The sequence below is a fragment of the Stenotrophomonas sp. 112478_Sma genome (assembly GCF_056479905.1).
In genome coordinates, this window is sequence record NZ_CM151072.1 from 3,978,414 (window position 1) to 3,995,492 (window position 17,079).

The window sequence follows — 17,079 nt, forward strand, 5'->3', positions numbered from 1 at the left end:
CATCACTTGACGCCGTGCATCAGCTTGTTGATCAGCGGGGCGATCAGGAACAGCACCACGCCGGAACCGATCAGGGCCCAGAAGCCGAAGGTATACCCCTTCAGTGCCGAATCGATCGTCATGCCGCCTTCACCACTGACGGCGCCGGCAAAGATGCCCGACAGGTTGTTGCCGATGCCGGTGGACAGGAACCAGCCACCCATGCCGAAGCCGACCAGGCGGACCGGGGCCAGCTTGGTCACCATCGACAGGCCGATCGGCGACAGGCACAGCTCACCGACGGACTGGATGACGTAGACCATGAACAGGGTCCAGAACGGGATCTTGCCGTCCACGACCATCTGCGACAGGGCAAACATCAGCAGGGCGAAGGCCGCGCCGTTGAACAGCAGGCCCAGGCCGAACTTGCGCGGGATGGACGGATTGGCGCGACCCAGGGCCACCCAGATCCAGGCGATCAGCGGCGCCAGGGTGATGATGGCCACCGAGTTCACCGACTGGAACCACGCGGTCGGGAAGGTCCAGTTGCCGAAGTCACGGTTGACGATGTTCTCGGCCAGGAAGGTGAACGAGCTGCCGGCCTGTTCGAAGAACATCCAGAACATGACGTTGAACGCGAAGATGATCAGCATGGCGATCACGCGGTCGCGCTGCACCTTGCCCTCGCGGATGCCTTCGACCAGCAGCAGCACGGCCAGCGCAGCGAACATCACGCCCAGGATCCAGGCCAGCGCGGTGGCGCCGGTCGCCAGCAGGAAGTAGGCGACCGGGATGGCCACCAGCGCGCCCACCAGCACCATCACGATGCGACCGAAGCCTTCGGCACCGGCCGGCGGTGCGCCGATGCCCTTCAGGCCGGCCCGGCCGATGTAGAACCACACCAGCGAGATCAGCATGCCCACGCCGGAGGCGATGAACACGACCTTGTACGACGGCATTTCCGAAGTGCCGAACACCTTGCGGGCCAGGTACTCGGTCAGCACCGGGGCGATCATCGCGCCGATGTTGATGCCCATGTAGAAGATGGTGAAGCCCGAATCGCGGCGCTCGTCCTTCAGGCCATACAGCTTGCCGACCATGGTGGAGATGTTCGGCTTGAACAGGCCGTTGCCCACGATGATCGTGGCCAGGCCGAGCTTGAACAGATGCTCTTCCGGCAGCGAGATCATGAACAGGCCGGCCGCCATGATGATCGCGCCGGTCAGGATCGAGCGCTGGTAGCCCAGCACCCGGTCGGCCACGTAACCGCCGAAGATCGCCGCCGCGTACACCAGCGCCAGGTAGGCACCGTAGATGCGGCTGGCATCGCCCTCGCCGGCGGCGTTGCCGTTGTAGAACTGGGCGACGATGTACAGCACCAAGGCCCAGCGGATGCCGTAGAACGCAAAGCGTTCCCAGAACTCGGTCATGAACAGCATCCACAGCGGGCGCGGGTGGCCCAGCGTGGTCTTGAAGTCCGGCAGCGCCGGCTCCGGGGTGTTCGCAGTGGCGTTTACGCTCATGCGGGATTCCTGGTTCGGTGGATGACGAGCACGTCCGATGTGCAATGGAGCAACGCGCGAGGATCACCGACTTGTGGCGTTCACGTCAAATACACGCCGTTTGAGGCAGGTGCCCGCCTGCTCGCTGAACTTGCATCTGAAACGATCCAGCCGCCGGCCGGGATCCGGATGAATGGGGATCAGCCCAGCTCCGGCGGGGGCGCGGCCTGCAGCGTGGTCCGCACCTGGAACAGCTCGGGGAAGAAGGTCAGCTCCAGCGCCTGGCGCAGGAAGCCGACCCCGGACGAGCCTCCGGTACCACGCTTGAAGCCGATCACCCGCATCACCGTACGCATGTGGCGGAACCGCCAGAGCTGGAAGGCCGTCTCCAGGTCCACCAGGTCCTCGCACAGCGAATACTCGCGCCAGTAGCGGTCGGTGTCCTGGTAGATGCGCTCGAAGACCGGCTGCAGGGCGTCGTCGGCCACATGCGGCTGGGTCCAGTCGTGGGTCTCGTACATTGCCGGCACGGCATGGCCGAAGCGGGCCAGGTACTTCAGGAATTCCTCGTACAGGCTGGGCGCCTCCAGCACGCTCCGCAGCTGCGCCTGCCCGGCCGGATCATGCTCGAACACCTGCAGCATCTGCGCGTTCTTGTTGCCCAGCAGGAACTCGATGTAGCGGTACTGCAGCGACTGGAATCCCGAGGAAGGCCCCAGCACGTCGCGGAAGCCCATGTACTCGGACGGGGTCAGGGTTTCCAGCACCGACCACTGCTCGGTGAGCTGGCGCAGCACCTGCTTGCTGCGGGCCAGCACCTTGCGGCACTGCCAGACTTCATCGCGCTGCAGGAAGCCGATGGCCGCGCCAAGCTCGTGCCCCAGCAGCTTCAACCACAGCTCCGACGTCTGGTGCTGGATGATGAAGAGCATCTCGTCATGGTGCGGCGGGTTGGACAGCGGCTGCTGGGCACTGAGCAGCTGGTCCAGCCGCAGGTAGCCGCCGTAGGTCAGCCGGCCGTGCAGGTCGGTGTGGATGCCGGCTTCGAGATCGCGTTGGTTGTTGTCGACGGACATGGGCGGGACCAGATCGGGGGCGGCAAGGGTAGCGCGTTGCCGCCGCGCTGGCAGCGGGAGGATCCATACCGGGCCGTGCGGTGAGCCGTGGATCACCCGCCAATGGCGCGCCCGCGCGTGGAACCGTTTGCGACGTTGCGCCGGCAGTCAGCCGGAGGCGTATTCTGATGCTATGCAGCAACGACTGAATACGTTGTTGTTATTGGCCCTCCACCCGCCGGCAGGGGTACAACGGGGAATCGCCGTGTTGCGCCGCAGGAAGGCTATTTCGTACGCGTTCCTTAACATGGCGATTCATATCATTTGTAACTTCTCTGTCGAAGGTGCAGTACGCGATGACGGTTGCCGCTGAATTCAAGATCGAATACCTGCAGTATCTGGATGCGGACGGCACGCTCGTCCGCGACGACCTGCCCGAATCCCTGAAGGATCCGCGCGTCCTGGTGCCGCTGTTCAAGCAGATGCTGTACGTACGCACGTTCGACAGCAAATCCATCGCCCTACAGCGCACCGGCAAGCTGGGTACCTATGCCGCCTGCCTGGGTCACGAGGCGGCGCACGTGGGCATCGGCGCCGGCATGCGCGAAGGCGACGTGCTCGGCCCGAGCTACCGCGAGTACGGCGCGATGTTCATGCGTGGCGTGCGCCCGTACGACGTGCTGATGTACTGGGGCGGCGACGAGCGCGGCAACGACTTCACCGGCAATGCGGTGAAGGACTTCCCGTTCTGCGTGCCGATTTCCACGCAGTGCCTGCACGCTGCGGGCGCCGCGCTGAAGTTCAAGCTCAACAACGAGCAGCAGGTCGCGGTGGCGGTGTGTGGCGATGGCGGCAGCTCGAAGACCGACTTCTATGCCGCGCTGAACTCTGCCGGTGCCTACAAGCTGCCGCTGATCCTGTGCATCGTCAACAACGGCTGGGCCATCTCGGTGCCGCGCTCGGCGCAGACCGGCGCCGAAACGCTGGCACAGAAGGGCCTGGCTGGCGGCCTGCACTGCCTGCAGGTGGACGGCAACGATCTGATCGCGGTGCTGGCGGCGATGGAACAGGCGCGCGAGCGCGGCCTCGCCGGCGAAGGCGGCACCGTGCTGGAACTGATGACCTACCGCCTGTCCGACCACACCACCGCCGACGACGCGCGCCGCTACCGCGACGACGCCGAAGTGAAGGATGCCTGGACCCGTGAGCCGATGCTGCGCCTGCGCAAGTACCTCACCGCCCAGGGCATGTGGAGCGAGGATGAAGAAAAGGCCTGGGTGGAGCAGTGCGGCGCCAGGGTCGACGAGGAAGTGAACCAGTACCTCAATACCCCGGTGCAGCCGGTCGAGGCGATGTTCGACTACCTGTATGCCGATCCGCCGCCGGATCTTCTGGCCCAGCGCGCGGCCGCCATTGCCCTGGAGCAGCGCCATGGATGACATCAAGACGGGCGCTTCCGCTTCCCAGGCCAATGCCGCCGACAGCGCTGCTGTCGCCGGTGGAGACATCGCAATGACCGCTACCCCCATCACCCTGATCGAAGCCATCACCCAGGCGCTGGCCTGGGAGCTGGAACACGACCCGTCGGTGCTGGTGCTGGGCGAGGACGTGGGCGTCAACGGCGGCGTGTTCCGCGCCACCGCCGGCCTGCAGCAGCGCTTCGGTGCGCAGCGCATCCTCGACACCCCGCTGGATGAAACGACCATCGCCGGCCTCACCGTCGGCCTGGCCGCGCAGGGCATGAAGCCGGTGGCCGAAGCCCAGTTCGATGGCTTCGTCTACCCGATGGTCGACCACATCATCTGCCACGCCGCGCGCTTGCGTACCCGTACCCGTGGCCGCCTGCACTGCCCGATGGTGCTGCGCGTGCCGTGGGGCGGTGGCATCCGTGCGCCGGAACACCACAGCGAAGCCAACGAATCGATCTTCACCAACGTGCCGGGCCTGCGCGTGGTGCTGCCGTCCAGCCCGCAGCGCGCCTATGGCCTGCTGCTGGCCGCCATGCGCGATCCCGATCCGGTGATCTACATGGAGCCCAAGCGCATCTACCGCCAGTACAAGGAAGTGGTCGTCAACGACGGCGAAGCCCTGCCGCTGGACGTGTGCTTCGTGCTGCGCGACGGCACCGACGTGACCCTGGTCGCCTGGGGTGCACAGGTGAAGGAAGCGCTGGAAGCGGCCGACAAGCTGGCTGGCGAGGGCATCAGTGCCGAAGTCATCGACGTGGCCACGCTGCGTCCGCTGGACTTCGCCACCATCGCCGAGTCGGTGTCCAAGACCGGCCGCTGCGTGATCGTGCAGGAGGCCCCGAAGACCGCGGGCTTCGGTGCGGAAATCGCCGCGCGCCTGGCCGAGGAATCGATGTACGACCTGCTGGCCCCGGTCGAGCGCGTTACCGGCTACGACACCCACATTCCGCTGTTCCGCCTGGAGATGAAGTACCTGCCGAGCGTGGACCGGATCGTGACCGCGGCCAAGCGCGCGGTGGCGGCAGGCTGACATGCGGGCCCGCCTCCTTGGGGCTTACCGCAGCCAGTATCCCAACCCGCTCCGGTTCCGCACCGGCCAGATCGTCGAAGTAGGCGTACGTGACGAGGAATGGCCGGCGTTTGCCTGGGTACGCACCAGCGATGGACGCGCCGGCTGGGCGCCCGTCGCCTGGCTGCAACTGCTGGACGACGGTCGCGCCGAAGCCCTGCGCGATTACGACGCCCGCGAGCTGGATGTGGAAAGCGGCGAGATGGTCAAGCTGCATCACGAACACGGCGGATGGTGGTGGTCCGAGCGCGCCAATGGTGCGACGGGCTGGCTGCCGGCCCGCGAACTGGAACTGCTGGAAGAGAACTGCAAATGAGCCAGACCAAGAATTTCAACCTGCCCGACCTGGGCGAAGGCCTGCCGGACGCGACCATCGTCGAGTGGTTCGTGAAGGAAGGCGATGTGATCAAGCTGGACGAGCCGCTGGTGTCGATGGAGACCGCCAAGGCCGTGGTGGAAGTGCCGTCGCCGGTCTCCGGCAAGGTGCTGAAGCTGTCCGGTGCGGCCGGTGACATCATTCCGACCGGCTCGGTGCTGGCCAGCTTCGAGATCGACCCGAACCTGCCGCAGCGTGCCGATGGCCAGGACACCGGCCACAGCCACGGCCATGCGCCGGCACCGGCTGCGGCCGCAGCACCGACCCCGCCGCCGCTGCCGACTCCGGCACCGGCCGCCGCCGAGGACGCCAAGGCCGAGCGCGATGACGCCGGCACAGTGGTCGGCGCGATGCAGAGCTCCAATGCCGTGCACACCGAGCAGGCGCTGGCCGTCGGTGGCGTCAAGGCCGTACCGGCGGTGCGTGCGATGGCCCGCAAGCTGGGCGTCGACCTGAGCCGCGTGCGCGCCACCGGCAGCGATGGCGCGGTGACCATGGCCGACGTCAAGCAGGCCGCCGCCAACGGCACCGCCAAGCTCGGCGCCGCGCCGGCCCCGGCTGCCGCTGCGGCCTATGCCGCGCCGGCCCCGGCGCAGGTGTCTGCGCCGGTTCAGAACGAAACCCGCACCCCCTTGTCTGCGGCGGGCAAGCCGATGCGCACGCAACCGCCGGGCGTGGTCGCCAAGGGCCAGCCGGAACCGCTGAAGGGCGTGCGCCGCAACATGGCGCGGGTGATGGCCGATGCGCACAGCAAGGTTGTACCGACCACGCTCAACGACGACGCCGACATCCATGCCTGGCTGCCCGGCAACGACGTCACCGCCCGCCTGGTGCGTGCCATCGTGGTTGCCGCGCAGAAGGTGCCGGCGATGAACGCCTGGTTCGATGGCGAAGCGCTGACCCGCACCCTGCACGCGCAGGTGGACATTGGCATCGCCGTGGACACCGACGACGGCCTGTTCGTGCCGGCCCTGCGCAACGCCGACATGCTGGATGCCCGTGGCATCCGCGAGGGCGTGAACCGCCTGCGCGAGCAGGTGGAAGCGCGCTCGATCGCGGCCTCGGAACTGAGTGGCTACACCATCTCGCTGTCCAACTTCGGCATGTTCGCCGGCCGCTACGCGACCCCGGTCGTGGTGCCGCCGTGCGTGGCCATCGTCGGTGCCGGCCGTGCCCGCCACCAGATGACCCCGGTGATGGGCGGCGTGGAAGCGCACAAGGTCATCCCGCTGTCGGTCACCTTCGACCACCGCGCAGCCACCGGCGGCGAAGCTGCCCGCTTCCTGCGCGCGATGATGGACGACCTGGCCCTGGCCAGCTGATGGGATGGGTGCCAACTGTTGGTTGGCACATCATTGGACGAAGCGCCGGGCACTGCCCGGCGCTTTTTTTGCCTGCTCCATCGCGCCCCATCCACGCATGGCGTGGATCTACTGGGCTCTCCGACGGTCAGTCGAAAGCGCGGGGGAGCATTTTGAAGATAGTTGCATGGACTCCCAAGAGTAGCTCGATAGCATTGAGCCCCTCTACAGACGTCGAACTTCCATGGCTGAGACACCACCCGCACTCGAAGAATTCCTGAAGGCGGGTGATGATTTTTTCCGCGCCTCTCCATTCTTCTTACGGTTGACGAGGGATGAGGATCCGTCAGACACGAACTGGGTCCTCGGGATCATCTTCCTGCGCTGGCTTGCCCGAAATCACGCTTTCCTTGACGCGTCGGTCGGCTCTACGGTGGCAGCCGCCCCCTCGCCGGCAGATTCCCTGGCATGCATCGAAGCTGCCTTCCAGGACGAAATCCCCGGCGCTGCGTTTGACCCGGAATTGCTGGAGTTCACCGTTCGCTACTTCTGCATGGCCGCTCCCTACTTTTCGGACTTCTTCTCGTTGTTCCCTCAAGACACCATGCCATCGCCGGACGCCATGTGGGACAAACAGGAGCAGGTGTACGCAATTATCGACTCCCGCCTGCAGTCATGGCGCAACGGCGAGCCCATCGTCCGGGCGGTCACCCCCAATGCCGATCAACAAGGACATGCCGAACCGGCTACGCCGCTGGACGCTGACGTCTGGATCACGACGCTCGCAACGCTATCGGATGCTGCGGTCACCCGCGAAGGTGATCGTGCATATGCCAACCACTTCTACAGGCCACTGACGAAACCGCCGTCGGTAGAAGTCGTCCTTGCGGTCATGAGGGAATTCCTTCGGAACCCGCCACATGATGCCTCGATCATGTGTGCAGCCGAGAACTTCCTGTCGGATATTCCGCTCTCCCGCTACATCAAAGCCTACTCCATACTCGCGCCCGACCTGCTGGACCGTTCATCAGATGCCGCGCTCAATCTCTTCGATTATCCAGGTTGTGAACTGACGCCCCGTCAGGTCCGGCAGTTCATCAAGGAGCTCAAGCGGTGCAATCCTGAGCGCGATGTGGTCGGAGAACTGGCCCAGCAGGCCATTGCATGGAATTCGGAAGACGACGAGCCATTTGCAACCGTCATCGAAGCAGCGCAGAAGCAAGGCTAGGTCCAGGAGTCGGCACGTACCGGCTCCCTCCCTGATTCAACCGCGCGCGGGTAGGCCCTCGGCGCGGCTGTACACACGCAGGCGGTGCCGATCCGGATCAACACCCACGAAGGTATGCCCGAATTCCAGGGTGACCGGGGCCTGCACGATCTGCACGCCGAGTGCGCGCCACGCGTCGTGCATCTGCTGTACAGCCTCCGGGTTGGCGACCACCATCGCCAGTTCCGCGGCGCCGGCCTGCGTGGACACCGGCGGCTGCACGTCATCGCGCTGCCACAGGCCGAGCGCGGCGCCGTCGCCGAGCAGGAACAGGGCAAAGCCGGGCGACTGCTCGACGGGGGGTGTGCCGAGGATGCCGCTGTAGAAGGCGGCGCTGGCAGCGACATCACTTGCGTACTGCAGCAGGGTGCTGGGCCTGAACATGGGGACGCTCCGTTGTTGGGAGCCTTCATGGTGGTACCGCCCTGCTGACAGATTCTGTCAGCAGCATCGCGATTGTTCGCCCGCTGTTCGCCAAGCTCGAAGGCCGTCGAGCAAGCCCGATGCTACGAACGATCCAACCAGTCCGGTGCGATGCCCTGGGCCTTCTGCCAGCGCCGCAGCAGGATGGCGCGTGGCACGTGATAGCGATCCTCCAGCGCGCGCACCTGGCGGATGCGGTCCAGCCGGAAGTGGCGGAAGTCTTCGCGGCTCTCGCACCACGCCGCCAGCATCGGAACTTCGTCGAAGTAACCCAGCGCGAAGGGCCAGACGATGCGCTCGCTGCGCTGGCCGTGCGCATCTTCGTAGCCGAACTTCAGGCGCTGCTGTGCGCTTACGGCTTCGCGCACCGCCTGGAGCCGGGCCGCCGGCACCTTCGCCGCTGTTCGTGAAGGGCCCACGCGCAGACCGCTGTCACGCAGTGCCTCGCGGCGAGCGGTGGGCAACACATGCGCAATGCGCGCCAACGCATCACGGGCAGCCTCGGCCAGCGCCGGCTCGGTGCGGGCCGCCACCCAGCGCAGGCCCAGCACCAGCGCGTCGATCTCGGCCGGTGGCAGGGTCATCGGCGGCAGCGTGTCGCTCGGCGCGAGCTGGTAGCCGACGCCGGCCTCGCCGCGCAGGTCAGCGCCCTGCCCGCGCAGCGTCTCGATGTCGCGGTACAGCGTACGCAGGCTGATACCCAGCGCATCGGCCAGCACCTGTCCGGCCACCGGCCGTCGATGGCGGCGCAGCAGCTGCAGCAGCTGGGTCAGGCGCAGCGCACGCGACATCAGCCGACCAGTGCGCTTGATGTCACCACGTGCTCACCCGGTTGCGGGGCCAGCGCGGCTCCGGTCAGTGCCTTGGCGATCTCGGCGGCTGGATTGATCCGCCATGCCCGCGGCAGTGCCGGCCCCAGGGCACCGAGCACCGCCAGTGCGAAACGCTCGCCACGACGGACCTCGGTGCGCTCGCCGCCGATCAGTCCAGGCCGCACCAGGGTCAGCGAGGCGAAGCCCAGCGCGCGCAGGTCACGCTCCAGCTCGCCCTTCACCCGGCTATAGAAGATCGACGACTGCGGGTTGGCACCGGCGGCGGAATTCAATACATAGGTCTTCGCGCCCTGTGCCTGTGCGAGGCGGGCGAACGCCAGCGGATAGTCATGGTCGATGCGGTGGAAGGCCGCGCGGCTGCCGGCCTGGGCGCTGGTGCTGCCCAGCGCGCAGATGACCGCGTCCACGCGCGCCCACTCAGGCGAGGCCGGCAGCGCGTCAAAGGCCAGCACCGGGTTCTCCAGCTTCCCATGGGTCAACGCCAGCGGACGCCGGGTGGGCGCGATCACGGCGCTGCAGCGCGGGTCGTCCAGCAGCCCGGGCAGTGTCAGCCCGCCGACCAGGCCGGTCGCCCCCAGCAACATCACGCGCATCACCACCTCCCGTGCGGCATCCTGTCGCCCATCCTAGCCGTTCAAGCCATCGGCAGCCGCGCCGATATGCTGGAACCAGACCCTGCCAGCCCCAGGATTCGCTCCATGACGGACCACCCCGATCCGCGCCCCGCCCCCGGCACCGCCCTCGGTCCGCCGGCACGCGTGCGCGCGGTTGCCGACGCGGGTGAGGGCGAGCGCGTGGTCCTGCAGGGCGGCAGCAGCGCAAGCCTGCAACGGCTCTTTGCCGGTGCCGATGCGCCGGAGCCGCTGCTGGCCGCGTTCGCCAATGGCATGGCGACGCTGCCGGGCGAACTGGGCGACATGGGTGATCGCCTGCAGTCCGCGCAGGCCAGCGCCGACTGGCCACGCTACGGGCGGGCGATGCGGCAACTGATCGACAAGTACATCCGCACCATCGACCAGCATTCACCGGATGGGCAGCCCGACAGCCTGCGCCTGTCCGAACAGCTGCGCCTGCTGCTGGGCGGCGCGGTAGTGGCGCTGCTGCAGCACGACCCGGACCTGCGCGAGCAGGCGCAGGCGCTGTCCCTTCGCCTGCGCCACTGGCAGCCGGGCAGCGCCCTGGAGCCGATCGAGCAGGGTGTGCGCGAGCTCGGCCATCAGATCGGCGTGCGTGCCGGCAGCTGGCAGGAACAGCAGGCGCTGCTGCTGGAGCTGTTCGCACTGCTGCTGGAGAATGTGAGCGAACTGCTGGACGATCGCAGCTGGCTGCAGGGCCAGATCGCGGCGGTGCGGCAACTGCTGTCCGGCCCGCTGCAGGCCGAGGCCGTTGAACGAACGCGTGCCGAGCTGCGCGAGGTGATCTACCGGCAGGGCCTGCTGCGCCAGGGCATCGACGACTCCAAGGCGGCGATGCGCGGACTGATGGGGGATTTCATCGAACGCATGGATGGCATGGCCACCAGCACCGGTGAATACCATGACCGTATCGGCAGCTACGCACTGCAGCTGCGCGAGGCGCGCAGCATCGCCGATCTGAACCAGCTGCTGCAGGAGGTGATGCGCGATACCGGCAAAGTGCAGCAGCAGGCCGCGCAGGCACGCGACCACCTGGCTGCCGCACGGCTGGACGTGGAGCGCGCTGAACAACGCATCGCCGAGCTGGAACAGGAACTGCGCATGGCCGGCGACCTCGCGCGCATCGATCCGCTGACCCAGGCACTGAACCGCCGGGGCCTGGACGAACTGCTGCAGCGCGAGCTGGCGCGCGCCGAACGCAACAACACGCCGCTGGGCGTGGCGGTGATCGATCTGGATGACTTCCACCAGACCAACAACGCGCATGGTCACGCCGGCGGTGACGCGCTGCTGCAGCACATGGTGGCGGTGTGCAGGCTGCTGCTGCGCGCCACCGATGGCATCGCGCGGCTGGGCGGCGACGAGTTCGTGCTGGTGCTGCCGGAGACCCCCGGTGCGGACAGCATGGCCACCGTGCAGCGCCTGCAGCGCTCACTGGCGCATCGGGTACTGACCGTGCAGGACCGGCGCGTGCCGGTGCATTTCAGTGCCGGACTGGCGCAATGGCAGCCCGGCGATGACAGCGAGGCGCTGCTGCGACGCGCCGACGAGGCGCTGTACGCGGCCAAGCGGCAGGGCAAGAACCGCGTGCAGGCGGGCTGAAGCGCTCCGCCGGGCATGGCCCGGCGCTACCGCCGCCCGTCCGGCGACGCGGCTACTTCCCGCGCAGCTTCTGGATGCCGGTCACCGCCGCCAGCACGATGGCGCCAGCGACGATACCCACCACCATGTTGGCAACCGCGCCGATCAGCCAGCCCCACTGGCCCTCGCCACCGAGCGCCTGCACCGCGTGGTGCAGCGCCGGCACGTTGTGCACCAGAATGCCGCCGCCGACCAGAAACATGGCCACGGTGCCGGCGATCGACAGGAACTTCATCAACCACGGCGCCGATGCGACCAGGCCGCGTCCGAACGCTGCGACCGCTCCGCCCTTACCCGAGAGGTACAGGCCCGCGTCGTCCAGCTTGACGATGCCGGCAACCAGTCCGTAGACGAACACCGTCATCGCCAATGCGACCACCACCAGGGTGAGCACCTGCTGGGAGAACGAGGCGGCGGCAACCACGCCCAGTGTCAGGACGATGATCTCGGCAGAGAGGATGAAGTCGGTACGGATCGCACCTTTCACCTTGTCCTTCTCCCACGCCACCATGTCCACCTCCGCATCGGCCAGCGCCCTGCGCCGCTCGGCCTGGTGCTCGGCGTCCTCGTCCGCCGAATGCAGGAAACGGTGCGCCAGCTTTTCCACGCCCTCGAAGCACAGGAATGCGCCACCGATCATCATCAAGGGCACGATCAGCGGCACGTTCCAGCCACGACCATGCAGCCAGGCTTCCAGGGCGCTGATCGCCAGCGCGGCCGGAACCAGGATCACCTTGTTGAGCAGCGAGCCTTTGGCCACCGCCCAGACCACAGGCAGTTCACGGTTGGCGGAAACACCGGTTACCTGCTGCGCGTTCAGCGCCAGGTCGTCGCCAAGCACACCGGCCGTCTTCTTCGCGGCCACCTTGGTCAGGATCGAGACGTCATCGAGCAGCGTCGCGATATCGTCGAGCAGGGCAAACAGGCTGGCACCGGCCATGGGGGTTCCAGGAGGGAGGATGGACGGATTCTGACCGATCCAACGGCCCGGGAGGAAGTGGATTCACCGCGTGCCTACCCTGCCCCGGCCAGACTGGCGAGGTGATCCCGTTCCGCCGGGCATGGCCCGGCACTACCGGTCGTTGTCCACAAGGAGTGCCGTTTGAACAATCCGCCCACCGCCACTGGCAATCCACCGCTGGTAAAAGGCATGAGCCGACGCAGCCAGATCCTGCGCCTGCTGATGCGCTACCGTCATTCGGGGGTGTTCTCCGGCATGAACCTGGACGCAGCCGGCAGCCAGGCCGAGGTGCCGGCCGACGGCAATCCCGAGCAGTTCGTCAGTGACCTGGAAGCGCTGGGGCCGACGTTCGTCAAGCTGGGCCAGATGCTGTCCACACGTCCAGACATGGTGCCGGTGGAGTTCGCCACGGCACTGGAGCGCATGCAGGAGAAGGTGGCCGAGATTCCGGTCGAACGCATCCACGCCATCGTCGAGCAGGAGCTGGGGGCACCGGTGAGCAAGCTGTTCGCGGCCTTCGACCCCGAGCCGCTGGGCTGCGCCTCGATCGCCCAGGTCCATCGTGCGGTGATGCATGACGGCCGGCAGGTCGCGGTGAAGGTGCAGAAGCCGGAGGTCGCCGCGCAGCTGCGTTCGGACCTGGAAGCGTTGCGCAGCTTCGCTCTGGCCGCCGATCACCTGACCCAGGTCGGCCGCCGGGTGCGCCTGCGCGACTGGCTCAACGAGTTCGCCAAGACCCTGATGCAGGAGCTGGATTACCACGCCGAAGCCGAGAACCTGGCCCGCTTCGGGCGCCATCTGCGGCCCTTCCGGCGCCTGTGGGTCCCGCAGCCGATCTGGGATTACAGCAGCCAGCGCGTGCTGACCATGGAGCTGGCCACCGGCGTTCGCGTGGACGCGATACCCGGCGTACGCCGTACCGAGCAGTCGATGGACCCGTTGGCAGCCGCGCTGATCCGGGGCTACCTGGACCAGATCTTCGTGCATGGCGAGATCCACGCCGATCCCCATCCGGGCAACCTGCGGGTGATGCCCGATGGTCGCCTCGCCATCTTCGATCTGGGCATGGTCGCGCACATGCCACCGCGGCTGCGCGAGCGCCTGCTGAAGATCCTGTTCGCCGCCGTCGATGGCCGCGGCGAAGAAGTGGCGGACGATCTGATCAGCATCAGCACCCGGCTGGAAGCCTTCGACGAGGAGCGTTACCTGCGCGAGACCGGCCAGTTGATCGCGCGCTATGCCGCCAGCGGCAACTTCTCCGAGGGACGCGTGGTGCTGGACATGGTGCGCATCGCCACGGCCTGTGGATTGCGTACGCCGCCGGAACTGAGCCTGCTGGGCAAGGCGCTGCTGAACCTGGAGACGGTCTGCCGCCTGCTCGCGCCCGAACTGGACACGCGCCGCATCGTCGAACGCCAGCTGCAGCATGTGATGCGCGCGCGCCTGAAGAAGTCGCTGTCGGCCGCCAACCTCGCCAGCGAGGCGATGGAGCTGCAGCAGCTGCTGCGCGATGGGCCGCGCAAGCTGTCGGACATCATGGCCCTGCTGGCCGAGAACCGCCTGCAGATGAAGGTGACCGGGCTGGAGGAATCACGGCTGATGGAGAACCTGCAGAAGATCGCCAACCGCGTGGCGGCGGGCATCATCAGCGCAGCGCTGATTCTCGCCGCATCGCTGATGATGAAGCTCGATACCGGCTGGCATGTGTTCGGTTACCCGGCGATCGCGCTGGTGCTGATGCTGATCGGCGTGGCGTTGGGGCTGGGCATCGTCACCAGCGCGCTGTTGTTCGATCGGCGCGCGCGGGCACGCGAGGAACGCGGCCATCGATGAGCGGAGTGCGTGGTGCGCGATATGTGCACCTGCGCCATACGTCCATCTCCGAAGTGCCGCATTCATGCGGTTCTTAATGCAATCCAACGCGCATTTTCACGCTCGTTTTACTTGATCGCGCTGTTACCGCACGCGGTCGATCAACAAACATTTCAGTCAGGTTCGTGCATGCACTATCGGGTCATCGGCCTGTCATGCACACATGCTAGCGGCAGCGCCGGTCGGATGGACACGCGTCGGTACGACGTCCATCGCACCACCCCGTTCACTGCCGAAGCCGCCTATGCTCTGGATCCTTCTGCTGTCGTTGTTGCTGCTGGTCTGGCTGTTCCTCGCTTCCGACAAATGGATGTGGTGGAAGGCCGGTTCGTTCTCACTGCTGTTGCTGGCGCTTAGCACGTGGTGGCTGATCGACAAGCTCTCCGGTGACGGACTCAACGCCGCCACGCTGTACCACCTGGGTGCGGACATGGAGGGTGCCGGCGTCGCCGACTTCAAGGGCTACATCGCCGGCTTCATCGTGCTGGCCCTGGTTTCGCTGCTACCGCTGTTCGCCACGCGGGTCCGCCGCTGGCATCGGCCCGGACGGGGTGCGGCCTGGTTCGCCGGCTTCGCCGTCGCATGGGTGGTCACGCTCATGGTCAGTCCGCTGGCGCGCGACGGCCAGCGTCTTTACCAGCAGCTGCGACCGGTTGATTTCGCGCGCATCGCGCCGGAATACCAGGTGCCTACCCAGCCGTTGCAGCGGCCGCGCAACATCGTCTGGATCTACGGCGAAAGTCTTGAACGCACTTATCTGGACGAGAACGTGTTTCCCGGGTTGATGCCCAATCTCAATCGTCTGGCCGCCAGGTCGTTGGATGTGCGCGGCCTGGCATCGGCCGAAGGCAGTGGCTGGACCATCGCCGGGCTGGTGGCATCGATGTGCGGCGTGCCGCTGACCACCTCGCAGGGCGATGAGAACAGCATGGACCGGATGGGCAGCTTCCTCCCCAAGGCCGTGTGCCTGGGCGACTACCTGAAGCAGCAGGGCTACACCAACCATTATCTGGGCGGCGCCAACGGCCAGTTCGCCGGCAAGGGCCAGTTCCTGGCCAGCCACGGCTTCGACGAAGTACATGATCTGGCGTGGTTCAAGCAGCAGAAGAAGATCGGGCGCATTCACTACTCTGCTTGGGGCGTACACGATGACGTGCTGCTGGACACCGCCTACCAGCGCTTCGAGCAGCTCTCGCGCGCCGGCGCACCGTTCATGCTGACCACGCTGACCATGGATACGCACCATCCCGCAGGCCACCTGCCGGTGTCGTGCAAGGGCGAACGCTACCAGAGCCAGTACGGCAACATCGGCCTGCTCAACGCGCTCAAATGCACCGACCGCCTGATCTCGCAGCTGGTCCAGCGCATCCAGGCCAGTCCGTACGGCAAGGACACGCTGATCGTGATCGCCTCGGACCATCTGGCGATGCCCAACGATCTCAGTCACGTGCTGGCCAGGCAGAAGCGCGAGAACCTGCTGCTGTTCCTCGGTGATGGCGTGGCGCCGCGCCAGCTGGCGGCGGAGAACGGCTCGACGCTGGACTCCGGCGCCACCCTGCTGGGCCTGCTCGATCCGGGCCTGCGCACGATGGGCTTCGGCCGCTCGCTGCTGGACGAAACACGTGCCCCCAGTGCCAGCGTCGCGGCGCGTCGCGATGGCGGCCGCGATTACCCGCAGTACCTGGCATTCGCCCGGTCGCTGTGGCTGGGCGAGCCGACCCGCGAACTGAGGATCGACAACGACGACCAGGTGGTGGTGGGCATGCAGCACGTGCAGCCGCCGGTCCTGCTGGAGTACGACAAGGACTGGGGCCTGAAGTCGGTGTATCTGGAGAACACGTCCCGCCAGTTCGACGATGCCGATCCGGACAACACCCTGGCCTATGTGGATCGCTGCACCGCATTCGAGGATGGGTCGGCCGACGGCGACTGGTGCGCCTTGCTGGTGAACCGCGACAACGGCATCAAGCTGTACCGCGACGACGACCTGCGTGGTGGCATCGCGGTGGACGCGCCGCTGGATGCGTTCCAGGGCCCGCGCCCGAGCGTGCGCCAGGCCCACATGATCACCCAGAAGGGCCGCCGCACCCGCGCCGGCCAGTACATGCTGCAGCTGGTGGCAAGCACGCGCCCGGATCGCGGTTTCTGGATCGAGGCCGTGTCATCGCAGCGCAAGGTGGTGCTGGCCCAGCAGTGGGTCCAGCCTGATGCCGACGGCAAGATCAATGTGTCCTTCGGACTGGATCATGAAGTGGACGATCTGGAGATCCGCGCCTGGTTGAATCACGCCGAGAAGCTGGCCGTGGATACCTTCGCGCTGGTGCCCTCGCGCAGCCGACCGCGGGGATAGGGTTCTCTGCAGGGCTGCGCCCTGCACCTGCTGCGAGCTGGAGCAAAGGCAGCAGCAACAGCGTGCATTCCGTGGGATGGCGGGGCGGTGTAGGTTGGCAGGACACGCCGTAAACCCATCCATGGGGGCTCGATGGCGCCATCCATGGCGCCAACGGTCCTGCCAACCCACACCGCCCCACCTCTGACGGTTTCCGGCAGGTGTGGGTAGGTGTCGACCTTGGTCGACACTTCTGTCAGATATCGAAAGCAATCTGGGGTCAGATCCGTTTTCTGCGGAAGAAAACGGATCTGACCCCAAAAGCAATTCCAGCAGATCGCGGAAATCTGTCGAAGGCGGGGTGGGT

Annotated in this window: 14 protein-coding genes; 8 read left to right on the forward strand and 6 right to left on the reverse strand. The window is 66.6% G+C overall.

Features of this window, described 5'->3' with window-relative positions; all coding sequences use genetic code 11:
* Window positions 1-2 precede the first annotated feature (2 nt).
* Both ACZK08_RS18125 and ACZK08_RS18130 read right to left on the reverse strand, forming a co-directional pair.
* A complete protein-coding gene (locus tag ACZK08_RS18125; protein WP_053519850.1) occupies window positions 3-1,502 on the reverse strand; it encodes a peptide MFS transporter in 1,500 nt (499 codons plus the stop codon).
* A gap of 179 nt (window positions 1,503-1,681) precedes the next feature.
* Window positions 1,682-2,557 carry a tryptophan 2,3-dioxygenase gene (locus ACZK08_RS18130; RefSeq protein ID WP_053519851.1) on the reverse strand — a complete coding sequence of 292 codons (876 nt, stop codon included), beginning with the start codon at window positions 2,555-2,557 and terminating at the stop codon, window positions 1,682-1,684.
* Between the two features lie 335 nt (window positions 2,558-2,892).
* Between ACZK08_RS18130 and pdhA the strand changes: the two genes are divergently transcribed.
* The 5 genes from pdhA (at window position 2,893) to ACZK08_RS18155 (ending at window position 7,979) form a co-directional block, all read left to right on the forward strand.
* Window positions 2,893-3,975, forward strand: a complete 1,083-nt coding sequence (pdhA, locus tag ACZK08_RS18135; protein ID WP_478452333.1) for a pyruvate dehydrogenase (acetyl-transferring) E1 component subunit alpha — start codon at window positions 2,893-2,895, stop codon at window positions 3,973-3,975.
* Window positions 3,968-5,035, forward strand: a complete 1,068-nt coding sequence (locus ACZK08_RS18140) for an alpha-ketoacid dehydrogenase subunit beta (RefSeq protein WP_053519853.1) — start codon at window positions 3,968-3,970, stop codon at window positions 5,033-5,035. The genes pdhA and ACZK08_RS18140 overlap by 8 nt, the downstream gene beginning before the upstream one ends.
* A 1-nt stretch (window position 5,036) precedes the next feature.
* Window positions 5,037-5,390, forward strand: coding sequence for an SH3 domain-containing protein (locus tag ACZK08_RS18145; RefSeq protein ID WP_053519854.1), 354 nt, complete (start codon window positions 5,037-5,039; stop codon window positions 5,388-5,390).
* Window positions 5,387-6,772, forward strand: a complete 1,386-nt coding sequence (locus ACZK08_RS18150; RefSeq protein WP_053519855.1) for a dihydrolipoamide acetyltransferase family protein — start codon at window positions 5,387-5,389, stop codon at window positions 6,770-6,772. The genes ACZK08_RS18145 and ACZK08_RS18150 overlap by 4 nt, the downstream gene beginning before the upstream one ends.
* Before the next feature lie 223 nt (window positions 6,773-6,995).
* Window positions 6,996-7,979: a hypothetical protein gene (locus ACZK08_RS18155; protein ID WP_231107741.1), complete on the forward strand. Its 984-nt coding sequence runs from the start codon at window positions 6,996-6,998 to the stop codon at window positions 7,977-7,979.
* A 36-nt stretch (window positions 7,980-8,015) separates the two neighbouring features.
* On the opposite strand, the gene ACZK08_RS18160 is transcribed toward ACZK08_RS18155, so the two are convergent.
* The 3 genes from ACZK08_RS18160 to ACZK08_RS18170 form a co-directional block, all read right to left on the reverse strand.
* Complete coding sequence (locus ACZK08_RS18160) at window positions 8,016-8,402, reverse strand: VOC family protein (protein WP_065181521.1); 387 nt, start codon at window positions 8,400-8,402, stop codon at window positions 8,016-8,018.
* Between the two features lie 122 nt (window positions 8,403-8,524).
* Window positions 8,525-9,232: a helix-turn-helix transcriptional regulator gene (locus tag ACZK08_RS18165; protein WP_053519857.1), complete on the reverse strand. Its 708-nt coding sequence runs from the start codon at window positions 9,230-9,232 to the stop codon at window positions 8,525-8,527.
* Window positions 9,232-9,867 carry a Rossmann-fold NAD(P)-binding domain-containing protein gene (locus ACZK08_RS18170; protein ID WP_065181520.1) on the reverse strand — a complete coding sequence of 212 codons (636 nt, stop codon included), beginning with the start codon at window positions 9,865-9,867 and terminating at the stop codon, window positions 9,232-9,234. Before ACZK08_RS18170 ends, ACZK08_RS18165 begins: the two co-directional genes overlap by 1 nt.
* 105 nt (window positions 9,868-9,972) lie before the next feature.
* On the opposite strand from ACZK08_RS18170, the gene ACZK08_RS18175 reads away from it, so the two are divergent.
* Window positions 9,973-11,511, forward strand: a complete 1,539-nt coding sequence (locus ACZK08_RS18175; protein WP_053519859.1) for a GGDEF domain-containing protein — start codon at window positions 9,973-9,975, stop codon at window positions 11,509-11,511.
* A gap of 52 nt (window positions 11,512-11,563) precedes the next feature.
* On the opposite strand, the gene ACZK08_RS18180 is transcribed toward ACZK08_RS18175, so the two are convergent.
* Window positions 11,564-12,490, reverse strand: coding sequence for a DUF808 domain-containing protein (locus tag ACZK08_RS18180; RefSeq protein ID WP_065181519.1), 927 nt, complete (start codon window positions 12,488-12,490; stop codon window positions 11,564-11,566).
* 210 nt (window positions 12,491-12,700) lie between these two features.
* Between ACZK08_RS18180 and ACZK08_RS18185 the strand changes: the two genes are divergently transcribed.
* Both ACZK08_RS18185 and ACZK08_RS18190 read left to right on the forward strand, forming a co-directional pair.
* Window positions 12,701-14,344 (forward strand): ABC1 kinase family protein, encoded by a 1,644-nt coding sequence (locus tag ACZK08_RS18185; RefSeq protein WP_227255316.1) that lies wholly within the window; start codon window positions 12,701-12,703, stop codon window positions 14,342-14,344.
* A 283-nt stretch (window positions 14,345-14,627) separates the two neighbouring features.
* On the forward strand, window positions 14,628-16,733 hold the full coding sequence (locus tag ACZK08_RS18190) for a phosphoglycerol transferase I (protein ID WP_065174360.1): 2,106 nt from the start codon (window positions 14,628-14,630) through the stop codon (window positions 16,731-16,733).
* Window positions 16,734-17,079: the final 346 nt, after the last annotated feature.

Bases quoted from the DNA above. Each gene is read 5' to 3' on its own strand.
- ACZK08_RS18125 (WP_053519850.1), bottom strand. From the start codon at position 1,502: ATGAGCGTAAACGCCACTGCGAACACCCCGGAGCCGGCGCTGCCGGAC.
- ACZK08_RS18130 (WP_053519851.1), bottom strand. From the start codon at position 2,557: ATGTCCGTCGACAACAACCAACGCGATCTCGAAGCCGGCATCCACACC.
- pdhA (WP_478452333.1), top strand. From the start codon at position 2,893: ATGACGGTTGCCGCTGAATTCAAGATCGAATACCTGCAGTATCTGGAT.
- ACZK08_RS18140 (WP_053519853.1), top strand. From the start codon at position 3,968: ATGGATGACATCAAGACGGGCGCTTCCGCTTCCCAGGCCAATGCCGCC.
- ACZK08_RS18145 (WP_053519854.1), top strand. From the start codon at position 5,037: ATGCGGGCCCGCCTCCTTGGGGCTTACCGCAGCCAGTATCCCAACCCG.
- ACZK08_RS18150 (WP_053519855.1), top strand. From the start codon at position 5,387: ATGAGCCAGACCAAGAATTTCAACCTGCCCGACCTGGGCGAAGGCCTG.
- ACZK08_RS18155 (WP_231107741.1), top strand. From the start codon at position 6,996: ATGGCTGAGACACCACCCGCACTCGAAGAATTCCTGAAGGCGGGTGAT.
- ACZK08_RS18160 (WP_065181521.1), bottom strand. From the start codon at position 8,402: ATGTTCAGGCCCAGCACCCTGCTGCAGTACGCAAGTGATGTCGCTGCC.
- ACZK08_RS18165 (WP_053519857.1), bottom strand. From the start codon at position 9,232: ATGTCGCGTGCGCTGCGCCTGACCCAGCTGCTGCAGCTGCTGCGCCGC.
- ACZK08_RS18170 (WP_065181520.1), bottom strand. From the start codon at position 9,867: ATGCGCGTGATGTTGCTGGGGGCGACCGGCCTGGTCGGCGGGCTGACA.
- ACZK08_RS18175 (WP_053519859.1), top strand. From the start codon at position 9,973: ATGACGGACCACCCCGATCCGCGCCCCGCCCCCGGCACCGCCCTCGGT.
- ACZK08_RS18180 (WP_065181519.1), bottom strand. From the start codon at position 12,490: ATGGCCGGTGCCAGCCTGTTTGCCCTGCTCGACGATATCGCGACGCTG.
- ACZK08_RS18185 (WP_227255316.1), top strand. From the start codon at position 12,701: ATGAGCCGACGCAGCCAGATCCTGCGCCTGCTGATGCGCTACCGTCAT.
- ACZK08_RS18190 (WP_065174360.1), top strand. From the start codon at position 14,628: ATGCTCTGGATCCTTCTGCTGTCGTTGTTGCTGCTGGTCTGGCTGTTC.